Genomic DNA, 13,501 nt, shown 5'->3' with positions numbered 1-13,501 from the left:
TGCACTTCCTGCGCGGATATTTGCGTTTAAAAAATGCCCTATATTGAGATTCTGCAAAATAGAAATTTATTTCTTATGGCAGATTTATTGGGCAATTTCCGGTAAAAATTAACCAAATTAGAAAGGTTAATTAGACTGTTGTTTGCCGTCGAGAAACCGTTAACTATTTCTAGGCATGAAAAAACAAAGAGTTTTCCTTATTCTGCTTTTTTCTCTATTTTTGGCCGTTTCCATATTTAGTGGAACAGTTTCGGCACAGGGTTCAAAAACCAGAAGCAATCGCAACATTCCTGGCTGGACTATGACCTTTAGCGATGAGTTCAAATCCGGTACCCTCGATAAATCGAAATACGTCCGATACTGGGGTAAACCAAGTACAGGGGGGGCGGTTTCGTGGTGGAATGGAGACTCAGCACTCATCGTACAAGACGGATATTTGCGCCTCAAAATTGCCAAAGAAAACGTAACCAAAAATGGAATTTTGTATCCTTACACTGCTGGGGGTTTTACCCAACTAACAGCACAAACCTACGGGCGTTGGGTAGTTCGGGCGCGTATGCCTCAAGGGGCAGGCACTCAAGGCTACATTTCACTGTGGCGAGAGGACTTTAAATGGCCCCCGGAAATTGACTTTGCTGAAGTCAGAGGAAGCCTGCCTAACGAAAACATCTTTACGCAGCATTATTCAGCAGAAGGTAAACACGAGACTGAAGTTTCTAAGCTGTACGAATCAGACTACACCAACAAGTTTCACGAGTACACGGTGATTTGGGAACCCGGAAAATTGACATGGCTTGTCGATGGCGTGCAAAAGTTTACTACCACACAAAAGTTTCCAGCTTCCCCAATGGTGCTGGCAGTCGGGGATCTTGTCGGTGACTGCGGCAGCTTTTCAGGATGTCCTCAAACAACGAATGTGTTCCCGACTTACTTAGATATTGACTATATCCGCATCTATAAAAAGGCGTGAGATGCTTCTTAGGCGTGCGGGGTTTGGTAATTGGTAATGGGTAATAGGTAAAGTAGCTCTGAATACGCATTACCTACTATCTATTAACAGCTACTGGCCGAAGGAAAGGTTGTGGATCTTGTGCCACCCAGCCTAAATTAGAATTGTAGCGCAACTCAAAATGCAGATGGGGTTGGTCTAAATCAGGGAGTCCTGTGGAACCCACTGTTCCCAGGACATCTCCCTGGTTAACTTTTTCGCCAAGACTTACATCAATTGTGGCAAGGTGGGCATAACGGGTTTGACGACCTCCGGAATGATTAATGACTACTAAATTTCCGTAATTTCCGCGATCGCCAGCAAAGGCGACAGTCCCCGGATCTACTGCCAGCACAGGTGTCCCAGTTTCGGCTAACAAATCTATACCGCTATGGAAAGCCACTTCATTACTAACAGGATTTATCTGCCAGCCATAACCAAGCGCGATCGCTGCCGTTGTGGGTAAGGGATACTGGGCTAGTTTCCGGTTATTAGGTCCAGCGAGACTTGCAGGCGACCAATTTACCCCAGGTACGAATACAACTCTAGGATTTTTCTGGCAACCATTCACCTCATATAGTACATCGGCACGGATTCGGTAGGTTTTGGCTACATCTTCCCAAGTTTGCCCGGTAGGAACTTGGACGCGAATGCCATTGTAGGGAGGAATCAAAATTTCTGCCCCTACTGGTGCTTTGCCTTGTCGTAAAGACGGGTTCATGCCCATGAGGGTAGCAGAGATGAGATTGTATTTACTGGCAATGCTTTGCAGAGTTTCACCAGCGACAACTGTATGACGAGTCACGCGATCTAGGGCTGGCTTTGGGCAAAGTGATTCAGTTCCCCCAGGTGTTCCCTGGATTGACGGGGGGGGTGCAGGGAAAATCTCATCAGCTACAGCTGATTTTTCCGACGCGGCTAGAACAAGGCAAAAAGCCATTCCTACGAAGGTAGGCATCTTGCCCATCCTACAATTTTGAAGGGAAACAGGAAAAAAAAGCCGGAATTTTTGCCTGTCACTTGTTGCCTGTTGCCTATTCATAAAACTCGTAAAATGCTGGGAATACTGTCTATGGTATCCAGGGTGCGAATTTCATCTAGGGCTTGTCTAAAATTTCCTTCTCGGACATCGTGAGTAACGACGACAATTTCGGCAAGTTCGTTGTGAATGCCAGTCTGGACGACGGATTCGAGGCTAACATTGTGGTTGCCGAAACTTGTTCCCAATTTGCCAATTACGCCTGGACGATCCAAGGTGAGAAAGCGGGCGTAAAACCGCGTTACTAGCTCGTCTATCGGCGCGATCGCGCAATAATCTTGATGGGAACAACTTAATAGTGGATGAAGCATCTGCGCGTTGGGAGCGCTTTTCAAAACGGCGGCAATATTTAAAATATCCGACACAACGGCGCTGGCAGTGGGGCCAGAACCCGCACCCCGTCCGTAAAACATTACTTGCCCAATCGGTTCGCCTTCTACGAGGATAGCGTTGTAGACACCACTGATACTGGCGAGGGGATGCGTCTTCGGGACAAGGGTGGGATGAACTCTTACTGACAGAGGAGATGGCTTTGATTCTTCCCCTAGTCCCTGTTTTGCGATCGCTAGTAATTTAATTACAAACCCCAATTTTTCTGCGTAAGCAATATCTGCTGCACTTACCTTAGAAATTCCCTCACAGTAAACCTCTGGCAGTTTAATCCGTCCCCCAAACGCCAAGGAAGCCAGAATCGCTATCTTATCGGCGGCATCTAAACCATCTACATCAGCAGTTGGATCGGCTTCGGCGTAACCTAGTTGCTGGGCATCTGCCAAAATATGGCCAAATTCTCCCCCTTCAGTTTGCATCCGGCTGAGAATGTAGTTAGTTGTGCCGTTAACAATGCCTGTGACCGAGTGAATTCGGTTGACACCTAGCGCCTGCTTCAGGGGTTGAATCACCGGGATGCCGCCGCCTACAGCTGCCTCTAGCATCACATAAACACCCGCCTGATTAGCAGCGGTATAAATTTCATCTCCGTATCGGGAAATTACTGCTTTATTAGCAGTGACTACGTGCTTACCACTGGCGATCGCTTTTAAAATTAGCGATCGCGCTGGTTCCAATCCCCCAATTACCTCCACCACAATATCAATATTTGGATCGCTGACTATACTCTCTAAATCCGTTGTCAGGAGGGCTTCTGGCAGTTGTACAGGTCGGGGTTTGTCAAGCGATCGCACTCCCACTCGATAAATCTCTATTTCCGAAAGCAGCGGATGACGCGATCGCGGATCTAGCAAAATCTCCGCCGTACCCATGCCGACTGTCCCCAGTCCTAATAAACCAATTTTGAACGTCACAGCTCTTTAAACTCAAATTTATCTCATATATAGCCTACAAGCGTTCATCAACATTCTGGAATATTGCTCGCGAAAAATGTGGTTAATATCGCCCAGGTGCCTTCTTGCCAAGCCAGCAAAAATATGCTTAAACAGATGGGTTGGGCTAGTTTACTGATTACAACGGCTGGAGTTCAGGCACCAACAGTGACACTCCCAGCAGTATTAGTTCCGACACTAACAGCAGTAGCTGGAGTTCAGATGTCAGTAGTTACAGCAGTGACTGTCGCAGCAGCGATTTTGGCGGCGGCAGTAGTGGCGGAGGCGGTAGCGGTGGCGACTGGTAGCCGTAGGTAATTAACGCCGGAAGGGGCCTGGATTGAGCAAGTTTACTTCACTAATTTTGATGATGTAGGGGTGAAACTTACTTTTGTCGTAGGAACCCACCCAAATTCCATAAGTACCAGGTTGCCATTGTCCAGCAAGCCCAGGATTTTTCCCTTGATACTCATCGTTGCACCAGCTGCCACCAGGGCCTTTGATGACTATGGTTGTGTCTTCGGGGCTTTGGACTTCGATTGCTAGATAGTTAAAAAACGAAGTCAAAACCACTGTATGGTCAGGCTTTTCGTCTGTAAAACCAACACAAGGCCCGGTGGCGGTTTCTTGGCGACCAGCGATTTTTGCTGCTGACACTTCACCGCCACTGATGCCGCGAATGGTCAGGGGGTCGGGAGAAAACCTGGGGCCAAGGGTCACATTCTCGAATATGGGCGGAGATTGTACTGACTGGGCTTGCACTTTGGAAAGGCTAATTAGCCCAAGTGTTATCAGGGCTAAGCTGGTAATGGTTGCCCTGACAGGCTTCCGTAGTAATCTTTCCCTTAGATTGGGTACGGATTTGTACATCCTCACTACTCTACCAAAGGCACCTTGGTTATTAGACTTATTCATAAATTGGTGTAGTATTTTAGCGGGACGGGGGTTTCAATACCTATTAAGGATTGAAATTAGCAGTGACGCGCCTCTCCCATACTGAGTTCCGCAGAAAAAGGCAAAAAACAATTTCTTTCTGTTGCCTTTTGCCTTTTTACTTTTTACTTTTCCAGCGCTTGGTTTAAGCGCAACTTATCCAGTCCCCGTTGATTCAATATCGCCCAAGATTCCATCAGGTCGGGGCCGTGCAGTTCTCCGGTAAGGGCGGCTCTGAGACTTCGCATCACTAACCCTTTCTTCAGGTTTTTCTCTTTTGTCACCTGTTTGATGATGTCTTGAGCTACCTCTACGCTTAGAGATTGATGATTTTCTAAGGCATTCAGAATCCCAGAAAAAGCGGTATCGCTGCCTTCTTGCTGTAATTGAGTTAGTGCTTCTTCGCTGTAAGCGACGGTTTGGCTAAAGAAAATTCGACTCATCTCGACTGCATCTTGCAACCGAACCAAACTTGCTCCCAACAGGGAAGTCAGCTTTTCTAGCCAAGGGCGATCGCTTACTGGATCGAATTCATACCCCGCTTCTTGCCAATAGGGAATCAACTGCTCTAACAGCTCATCCACTGGCATTTTGTGCAGATACTGACTGTTGAGCCAATTCAGCTTATCCCAGTCAAACTTCGCCCCAGCCTTGTTGACGCGCTCAAAGCTAAACTCTTTAGCAGCTTCTTCCAGGGTAAAGATTTCCTTAGTCGAGTCTGGCGCTGTCCATCCCAGCAACGTCATGTAATTGACTAAAGCGGGAGCAGTGTAGCCCATCTTTTTGAAGTCGAAAATGGAAGTCACTCCATCTCGTTTAGACAATTTTTGTCCGGTTTGATTCAAAATCAAAGGGGTGTGGGCAAATTCTGGTACAGTCGTTCCCAGCGCTTCATATAGCAAAATCTGTTTGGCTGTATTGGCGATATGATCTTCGCCTCGGATGACATGGGTGATTTGCATATCAATGTCATCCACCACTACTGCCAAGTTGTAAAGCGGCTGGCCAATAGGATTATCTGACGCACGCGCAATCACCATGTCGCCGCCAAGATCGCTGGCTTTCCAGCTCACTCTTCCCCGCACCTGGTCATTCCAGGCAATTTCCCTGTCATCATCTATTTTGAAGCGAATCACCGGGCGGCGGCCTTCTGCTTCATAGGCAGTTTGCTGCTCTGGTGTCAGGTTGCGGTGGCGGTTGTCGTAGCGAGGAGCTTCTTTTCTTGCTTTCTGAGCTTCCCGCATTTCCTCCAGTTCGCCTTCGCTGGTGTAACAGCGATAGGCAAAGCCTTTATCTAGCAAGGTTTGAATGGCTTGCCGATAGAGGTCGAGGCGCTTTGATTGAAATAGTGGCCCTTCATCCCAATTCAGCCCCAGCCAGCTCAAACCATCAAGGATGTTCTGAGTATATTCGGGGCGCGATCGCATTTCATCTGTGTCTTCGATTCGTAGGATGAATTTGCCGCCATGATGTCGGGCAAACAGCCAGTTAAATACAGCCGTTCTCGCCGTACCAATGTGTAAATTTCCAGTAGGACTTGGTGCAATCCGAACTCTAACGGTCACAGCTTACTTCTCTTGTTATCTTTCTATATCTGTTCTACCTGATAATAAGCGTAGGGGTGGGTTTATTTCCCCACCCCTACTTTTTACGGGACTGACGGGGCTCGAACCCGCAACTTCCGCCGTGACAGGGCGGTGCTCTAACCAATTGAACTACAGTCCCTTATTTGGCTTCGTTTTTCAAGCCAGAATCTATTATTGCAACTCTAAACAAGTTTGTCAATAGGCTGAAAAAAGATTTTTTAGCCGCAGTCCGGAAGCCTTCCCAAAGCCCGTCCCCGCCTCCGGGGAGGAGGCTTTAAGAAAGAAGAAAGGCTCTCTTTTCGTCAACCGGGAGGGTTCACGAGCTGTGGACGCGGCGCTTGAGTTGGAGTCCGACAAGTGTCAGAAAAGCAAAAGATGCGATCGCGCTCGGTTCCGGAACTTCACGAGGTGATCTGGTCTTGACACCAAAAGCTAGGATCTGAGTGAACTGAGTATCGCTAAAGTTGTTGTCAGCGACAACAATCAACGACTTTCGCCCATCTGCCAAATCTGGGCCAAAGGTCAGACCTTCAATATTATCTAAAGTCAATTTTAATTCCGAGAAATCAAGCAACAGCTCTTTCTTTGCGGTTTTGATGGATTTAATGTCAATCTGGCTGAGGCTGTTAATATTGCTGATGTCAGTAGCTTTTTCTAAAGATACCTCAAACAGCTTAATAGTATTTCCCACTCCCACCGAGAAAGACCGTTCTAAACTGAGGAATGTATTATCATCAACAGCTAGTAAATCAACTAATCCATTAGTTTTAAAATCTGTAGCCGGAATCGGTGCTGCTGCCACTGGCTCGGTTACATATAAAAATTCTGCTACTGGCTTTCCTGCACTCAGGTCGTACTTTAAAATCCGGGAAGGGCTGCTAATATTAATGTCAGCGGCGGCACCATCCTGAAATAGAGCATTCTCTGTAGCTGTAAACAAGTATTTTTGGTTTGGTGTCAGCGTCAGGCTTTCAAAAGATAAATTGTTGCGAATACCACTACTTTTATCGGCAGTGGGAAAGAACTTTTCAGGAACAGGCAAAGCCTTTAATTGCTGTCCAGATAAGGAAAACTCGTTAACGAAGGGATTGATTAATTGATTGGCATCTCCTTCAGAAGAAATAAACACAGTTCCATTGCTAGTAAGGGCTATACCTTCTGGATCGAGACTTAAAGCGGGAAAAGGCTGATTATTTTGATTTAACAGGGTTGTCACTTCTAAAGGAGTTACTTCCCCCTGTTCCAAAACCCCATCACTGATATCGATCTGGAGCGTGTAGAACCTAGCCGGATTAAACTGACTGCGGTCATCGGAAATACTGTAATAAACATTTTTAGTTGGGTCATAAGTAATTCCCGATAACCCTCCCAATTGTGTTTCCTGAAAAAAGGTTTGAGTAGGAAAGGTCGATTGTCCTAAAAAATCTACTCCTGTAATCGTAACCGCCTCAGAGGGATGCGCTGCGATTATGGCAGTGGTGAATCCACCGACTAAACTCAGAGAAATTTTTCTTAATGGCTTCAAAAATCTGGTAGTTTTCTGCATGACAGTATGGTGAAAATGTGTTAAGCAAATCACCCAGTACCTTATCAACATAAAGATAAGATTTTCTTAAGAAGAGGTTATTGAATAGACAGCTATACCAAATCTTTAAATTTATGAGGATTTTGTAAAGGAGTAGGATGGGCAATACCTACTCTACAAATCCTGCAAAAAGTTTACCAGCCAATCTTTAAGGTGATGGGTGGCGCGGCAATCATCTTCGTTGTAGCGAATAATGGTATCAAGAAAAGTGCGATCGCCTGTTTTTAACCATTGGTCATACCAATATATGGACAACTGTCCATTAGCTCCAGGATCGCGCCACTCAAAGCCTAGCCAATGGGCAATTGGTTTGAGGGCGTAACTTTCCACAGGCATTGTCACCGTAGTTGTTACCCACAGATGGATGTCAATAAAGCGGGACAAGATAGTTTCTCTCACCTCTCGCGGCGTGTTGTAGCACTTAGCTAGCCGCTTCACGGTCAGGACTTCGTAATCGCAGAAATGGAAAATGGGAGCTTGAGGATAAGCTGTCACCAAATCTAAAAATTGTTGCCAGATTAAGCCTTCCGAAGCTGGTTGTTCTGCTAAAAAGGGATGAAATGTTTCAGTTTTGGCTTGGCGATCAACAACCAAGACTCCTAGCAGATAGTCAAGATCCAGTCCCGGCTCTGCCTCAATATCAAAATACAATTCTATGGGGGAAGCGAGTAAATCTTTGGGGATAGTAAACTGTTGGGCGGAACTTGTCAAAGGCATTGCTTGATTTGCGATCGCGCATTGCGCTTGGCAAATCAACAATTGTGCCGCCTCTTCCCCCAAAACAGGCTCTAACTCAGTAAAATCAGCATCAGCCAGCAACTCTACACTCGTTAGTCCAAGCGATCGCAAATACTGGTAGCGGCTAGGCGTAACACCCGCAAGTAAAGAGATGTGCTGTTGAGATTTCGCCACGCCATAGCACTCGTTCAACCAAGGACAAAGATTGCACCGATGACGAGAAATAAACACCTCTGGCTCTTGCTCTTGAAGCAGCATTTCGATACATTCAAGGCAAACCGACTGCATCTGAGGCAGGCATTTACTCAAATTTACCGTATAGTGAGGGTTTGGGCGACGCAACATTAACCAAGCTTGACTCGGTAAAACTCCCTGCATAGTTGCCAGTAGCAAAGCGTGATAAGCAGCGACAACTTGATATTCTTGCTTAGGACGCTTACCCAGATGAATGTCAACGGGGACGTAAATCCAATCTCCAAAGATAGACTGTCCTGGTTGTTTAACCAACAAATCGGGACGACTTATTAGAGAAATTCCCGGCGGTAATTGGTAATTGGTTTCCGCCGTTGTCTCGACAAAATACTCCTGTGCTTCCCCAAAATCTGCCAGCAGCACTCCTCGGTAAATTAGTTCAACGCCTTGTTGCATCAATACCTTAGTGGCATTTGCACCTGCGTCCCAATCTCCGTAAGGAAAATTTGGTTTATCATAAGTGCGCCCTGCCAGAATAGTTTGCTGTAGAGCATACCGATCCTGTTGCAGTTTGGCGCGAAAATCATTCTGAAAATCCTGTCCGATAGGATCTCCGTATACATCTAAAAAAGCTCGGCGACTACAGCGTTGGTAGTGCCGCAGCATCTCAACAGTTAGCAGCATAACTTCAAGCTAACAGAGATTAAGCTGGCTGCGTTTCCTGACACAACTTTTTTATCCCAAAAATAGTAGATTGATGACAACCCAATACTTTGCCGTCCTTACTACTGGTCTTTTCTCCCTTGTCCTTATGTCGATTAACACATTATTTGTCGTCGTTAACAGATTAATGTCGTCATTAACGCATTAATGTCGCTTAATGTGGTTTTTAACAAATTCGTGTCGTTGAATTAGTTCCGACAACCGTTAACAAATTAATGTCGTCCAGCGACTTTAATTATAAGGCAGGCGCTCCTTAATTATAAGGCAGGCGCTCCTTTCAACCTATTAGTGTCAACTTAATGTTTCAGCCCAGATGTCAAGCGATTGGGCTTGAAGGAGCCGATGTCGCTGACGCTGGGCTTTGACAAGACCAAAGGACTTGTGAAATTTAACCAAAAACGGCACCAGTGCCTCAGCCCGTCCCTGTTGGCGGGCGCGACTAAAGTGATACAAACTGCGAAATACCATTTCTACAGAAATGCGCTTCTTTGGGTTTGTCCAATGCAACGGCGACTTCGGCACACAGGTCGGTCAAGACCGCATAAAAAATCCAAGTGGCATACATTTGAATCTGCACCCCATTGCTCCCACCTACCCACAGGTAGGCTAAACCGAGCAACCGCTTGGTGAGCAAAAACGCTTCTTCAATGCGCCAGCGTTGGCGATAAACCTCTGTGACCTGTTGAGCGGACAACTCGCTCGGGTCGAGGACATTGGTAAGATAGGTGTGCCAAGTTTTGCCCCACAACACCGAGACTCGACGCACCGGATAGCGACAAGGATTAGAACGATACTGTCCCAGGCAGACGATTTCCGATGCGATGACGCTGCCCGTGGCTGAGGACACGCATCACCTTGAAGGCAGTTTTGTGTCGCCAACGAGTCACAAAGTATTTTTGAGCCACCGTGAACCCATCAAACCAGACAAAGTTGAAGAATCCTAAGTCGAAAATCAGCAAGCCGCCTTTGGGCAACCTTTCAATCAGGGCGTCGCACCAATTCTGGTCGTGGGCGTGAGCATCGGCACTGTACCACGCCCCTACCGGGCGATGGGAAAAGGCTTCAACTATCATCATCATTTTGCCGCCTAATCCTGACGCTGACGCGGGGAGCGAGTCGAGCCTTTTGGCAACCGCTTCTAAGGTCGAGCCATCAGCTAACCACACTGCCCCAAACCTTTGCTGCACAACCTGCCACGCGGGTGGCACCATCACTGCTTGTCTTTGTTGCTGCATTCGCGCTATCACCTGCAAGGGACAGTTGGGCAAATAACTCTGCCGGTAGGGTTCGCAATCGGTTTGACAGCGCTTGTTTGCTGACTGGCTGGGCTTCGACCCACATCAATCCCTCTTGTTCGAGGACTCGTAACACCTCGCTCAGTCCGCTCAGAAAGCCGATACACCAGACTTAACACAATTGCTACCATCACTGGTAAATTCAGCACCCGGTTCCGTAATTGCCGGGTCTTGTCGCTCACCGTTTTGAGATTGGCAAAGCTGCCTGGAGTCAGCCAGTCGCGCAGTCGCGCTTCCATTTCCTCATTGCTTGGTGCAGGCACGGTCACTGCCCGTCTTAAGTCCGGATTGCCATTGCGCGGGTTGCCCATAAGCCCAAAATCAATGCTGCCCTCCTCAGCTTATCCTCAGCTTGAACAACCCCTTGACAAACGCTGCTTTTTCTTAAGTTGTCATCAATCCTTTCAACCCTCCCCTTAAATTTCTGACACTATCTACAATTATTATTCAAATTGCTGGCGCAGCTTCATAACTTCAAAATTGCTGCCGCAGCTCTATAATATTTCAACCTACCTCAAGCCGGGAGGGTTGATAAAACTTGTCAGTGGTATTGTTTGAAATAATTGTATTAGTCTTTCAACCCACCCCAAGCCGGTAGGGTTGATGAAACCGCGCCCGTCTAGACCCTTGTCCAGTAAGGCTTGCAGAAGCAACTCTGGTAAGCCTCTTCAAATTCTTGTTTACTCTTGCCTAAAACAAGAAGATTGATTTTCCTATAAAAGGGTTAGAGCCAGACTAAGTAAGGATTTTCAGATTTTCGTCAGCCTCTTGGGGTTTTCGCCCTAGCTTCGGGTTACAAAAAAAAAATTGGGAGGGTTCCCCCGACGAAGGGGGTGATTCAGTAGCCACCACTGCGGAAATCCGCACCTTTGTTGCCAAAGGCTATTGCCATCAAGCATTACTTCTTATTGCTGGGAGCGCACCTATTCCATCTATAGATAAATATCTACAGACAGCAGCATCAGAAGCGGGCAGCTACCAGGGTACAGAAAGCAAGACTGTCTTACAACAGTCAAACTAACCCAGATTTTTCACAGTACAGCGGCTCTTAAGAGCATGAACTGCGGCGCTATTATTTTTGTATTATATTTTCAAGGTTCAGTATTTGCTTAGATCGCCGCAGCAATGCGACATTGGTAGGCAGAGATCGCTAAATCCCGTGCTTTTTCTTGTGGGCTGCCTTGAAATGGTTGTTGACCAAATTCAACAGCAATTCCAGCCTTAGCCACTTGCGCCTGAATGTTAGCAATCAATCGACCGTAGCTCCAGCGGTGAACCCTGACACGATGCTTTTTGGCATATTCCTTTTGACGTTCCTTGCAACCGGGAATTTGTTGCTCGGCTCTTGCTTGAATTTCGCTTTCTACTATTTCCCTTATATCGCCGAGTTTAGGGAGAACTATACTGCCAGCCGAGTAAGTTTTTGCGATCGCAACAATGGAACCTGCCAGCAATCTGTCTACATACTGTCCCAGCTCGGATTCACTAAACGAGTTTGGTGAACCCCGTTTTTGAGCTTTATGACGTTCGTGGGCGTTACGTTGCTGTTGCTGTCGTTGGCGGTTGATTAGCTTGTAGTTGTCGCCGAGTATCTGTTTAACACTGCGATATGCCAATACTTTGTTATTGGCAGCATCTACCACAGCAACGGTTGCTGGCTTGTCCAAACCAAAGCTAACACCAACGCAGATAGACGGTTGACCCTGATAAAGAGGTTTACTAGGACGAGGAAATGGGTTGCTAATTCTAGCCAGCGTTGATTCCTGGCGCGTGACAAAAGCTTTTTGTTTCTCGTTGAGGTCAGGGTTATCTTTTGCCTTGGTTATGGTTTTGCCAACACGAGTGGCTTTTGCGCTAGCAACTTGTTGAGTTCCTTCGAGCGTCCACAGACGAGTGTCAACTGTACAGTAAAGAATCAGACGATGTACATTCCACGGTTCACCTTTACCAAAGCGTTCTTGCCAATAAATCCGTCCACTTCGGAGAGTAAATAAACTGCTTGAGTATTTGTTTTTACTATTACGTTTAATTTCTTGATCTTGGACAAAGCGTTGGAACCAGTGGAGCTGGCGAGAATCGCAGTATACCTCAAAGGTAAGCTTACTTAAACCATTGAAGCGAACAAAAATGCGCTCTTTGCCCTCTTTGTTTTTTTTGAACCAAATCATATCTTCGCTGGTTTCATAAGCTACGGGAAATGGCACATGGCTTGATTTTCTTAAGAGTCTAGAGTTCCATGCTTTAAATTCATCTTCATTTTTAGGAACGTTAACGGTAGCAGTTTCTAATGCTTCTAACCATTCTTCGCCTGTCAAATCCCGACCTTTAGGTATCCGACTTTCTATTTGTTTTTTAAGACGTTCGATTTCTATTTCCTTGGCGCGCCGACGTTTGGCAAATTCTTTTGGGTCTTCATCATCTGTGCTGACTTGACACTTATTTTTTAACAGGTGGGCAAGGGCACAACTCTCAAGAGTATCTTGCGTCTTGTGGTAAGCCTCGAATAAGATTTTGAACAGTTCAGAGCTTGAAATGTTAGCCTTACCTGTTTTGGTCTTCTTAGTTTTTTTACTATTGGTGAGTTGAGGTTCATTTTGAGGCGATTTGGTTGCCACTGACCTAATAATTTCGGCAGCTTTGCTACGAATCTCATCTAAGCTACAATTACTCTCCTCTTCCAGCTCTACGTCACTTTTGAGCATCTTTAGCCAGCGCTCTTTGCGTTCTAGTTTGGGCATCTGTCGCTGCTGGAGCGCCAGCCAAGACTTGTATATGTACTCCACTAGAGAAGTTGCTGAGCTGTAAAAACGACCGGGTTGACCTACAAAGCGTTCTTCAGTTTTAAGAGACTTACAAAGTTTTTTGATAACATCAGCAGGTAGTTTACCTTCTTCTACCCATTTCTCAAAGTCCAGATGTTTGGGAAGCCGTGACAATAATTCGTTAATAAGCGGCGTGTTTTTATCAGCCATCAGTTCCCATAAGGAGCGACAGTTTTCTTCATCAGCGGCTAAGCGACATTGAATAGTGATAAGGCTCATAAAATTAAGCAGGGCGGCTCTATATAAAGAGAGAACAATACAGATATTCTACCTAATGA

General features: G+C 46.3%; 9 protein-coding genes, 1 tRNA gene and 1 pseudogene. 2 read left to right on the top strand and 9 right to left on the bottom strand.

The window, feature by feature from the left end; translation table 11 throughout:
- The first annotated feature begins 301 nt into the window (after window positions 1–301).
- Complete coding sequence (locus H6F63_RS11740; protein ID WP_190637519.1) at window positions 302–970, top strand: glycoside hydrolase family 16 protein; 669 nt, start codon at window positions 302–304, stop codon at window positions 968–970.
- Between the two features lie 76 nt (window positions 971–1,046).
- On the opposite strand, the gene H6F63_RS11735 is transcribed toward H6F63_RS11740, so the two are convergent.
- Both H6F63_RS11735 and H6F63_RS11730 read right to left on the bottom strand, forming a co-directional pair.
- On the bottom strand, window positions 1,047–1,946 hold the full coding sequence (locus H6F63_RS11735; protein ID WP_242019682.1) for a M23 family metallopeptidase: 900 nt from the start codon (window positions 1,944–1,946) through the stop codon (window positions 1,047–1,049).
- Window positions 1,947–2,026: 80 nt separating this feature from the next.
- Window positions 2,027–3,331, bottom strand: a complete 1,305-nt coding sequence (locus H6F63_RS11730) for a homoserine dehydrogenase (RefSeq protein WP_190637517.1) — start codon at window positions 3,329–3,331, stop codon at window positions 2,027–2,029.
- Window positions 3,332–3,454: 123 nt separating this feature from the next.
- On the opposite strand from H6F63_RS11730, the gene H6F63_RS11725 reads away from it, so the two are divergent.
- On the top strand, window positions 3,455–3,667 hold the full coding sequence (locus H6F63_RS11725; RefSeq protein WP_190637515.1) for a hypothetical protein: 213 nt from the start codon (window positions 3,455–3,457) through the stop codon (window positions 3,665–3,667).
- Here H6F63_RS11725 and H6F63_RS11720 read toward each other — a convergent pair whose 3' ends face one another.
- The 7 genes and pseudogenes from H6F63_RS11720 to cas12k all read right to left on the bottom strand — a co-directional run bounded on the left by H6F63_RS11720 (window position 3,668) and on the right by cas12k (window position 13,442).
- On the bottom strand, window positions 3,668–4,264 hold the full coding sequence (locus H6F63_RS11720) for a hypothetical protein (protein ID WP_242019681.1): 597 nt from the start codon (window positions 4,262–4,264) through the stop codon (window positions 3,668–3,670). It abuts the gene before it with no gap.
- A 143-nt stretch (window positions 4,265–4,407) separates the two neighbouring features.
- The gene (gene gltX / locus H6F63_RS11715) at window positions 4,408–5,847 is read right to left on the bottom strand and encodes a glutamate--tRNA ligase (RefSeq protein ID WP_190637513.1); all 1,440 of its coding nucleotides are present in this window, start codon (window positions 5,845–5,847) and stop codon (window positions 4,408–4,410) included.
- A gap of 86 nt (window positions 5,848–5,933) precedes the next feature.
- Window positions 5,934–6,007: transfer RNA gene (locus tag H6F63_RS11710), tRNA-Asp, on the bottom strand.
- Between the two features lie 177 nt (window positions 6,008–6,184).
- A complete protein-coding gene (locus H6F63_RS11705) occupies window positions 6,185–7,414 on the bottom strand; it encodes an esterase-like activity of phytase family protein (protein ID WP_190637511.1) in 1,230 nt (409 codons plus the stop codon).
- Between the two features lie 153 nt (window positions 7,415–7,567).
- Complete coding sequence (locus H6F63_RS11700; protein WP_190637509.1) at window positions 7,568–9,067, bottom strand: TM0106 family RecB-like putative nuclease; 1,500 nt, start codon at window positions 9,065–9,067, stop codon at window positions 7,568–7,570.
- Between the two features lie 330 nt (window positions 9,068–9,397).
- Window positions 9,398–10,712 (bottom strand): annotated as a pseudogene (locus H6F63_RS11695) (IS4 family transposase).
- Between the two features lie 798 nt (window positions 10,713–11,510).
- Window positions 11,511–13,442 carry a type V CRISPR-associated protein Cas12k gene (gene cas12k, locus H6F63_RS11690; protein ID WP_190637507.1) on the bottom strand — a complete coding sequence of 644 codons (1,932 nt, stop codon included), beginning with the start codon at window positions 13,440–13,442 and terminating at the stop codon, window positions 11,511–11,513.
- Between the last annotated feature and the right edge of the window lie 59 nt (window positions 13,443–13,501).

The sequence above is a fragment of the Trichocoleus sp. FACHB-40 genome, assembly GCF_014695915.1.
GTDB classification, from domain to species: Bacteria; Cyanobacteriota; Cyanobacteriia; order Cyanobacteriales; family FACHB-T130; genus Funiculus; species Funiculus sociatus.
This window is presented reverse-complemented; position numbering and strand designations above follow the sequence as displayed.

Coding starts and splice junctions, on each gene's coding strand:
- cas12k (WP_190637507.1), bottom strand. CDS start 13,442: ATGAGCCTTATCACTATTCAATGTCGCTTAGCCGCTGATGAAGAAAAC.
- H6F63_RS11735 (WP_242019682.1), bottom strand. CDS start 1,946: ATGCCTACCTTCGTAGGAATGGCTTTTTGCCTTGTTCTAGCCGCGTCG.
- H6F63_RS11725 (WP_190637515.1), top strand. CDS start 3,455: ATGCTTAAACAGATGGGTTGGGCTAGTTTACTGATTACAACGGCTGGA.
- H6F63_RS11705 (WP_190637511.1), bottom strand. CDS start 7,414: ATGCAGAAAACTACCAGATTTTTGAAGCCATTAAGAAAAATTTCTCTG.
- H6F63_RS11700 (WP_190637509.1), bottom strand. CDS start 9,067: ATGCTGCTAACTGTTGAGATGCTGCGGCACTACCAACGCTGTAGTCGC.
- H6F63_RS11720 (WP_242019681.1), bottom strand. CDS start 4,264: ATGAATAAGTCTAATAACCAAGGTGCCTTTGGTAGAGTAGTGAGGATG.
- H6F63_RS11740 (WP_190637519.1), top strand. CDS start 302: ATGACCTTTAGCGATGAGTTCAAATCCGGTACCCTCGATAAATCGAAA.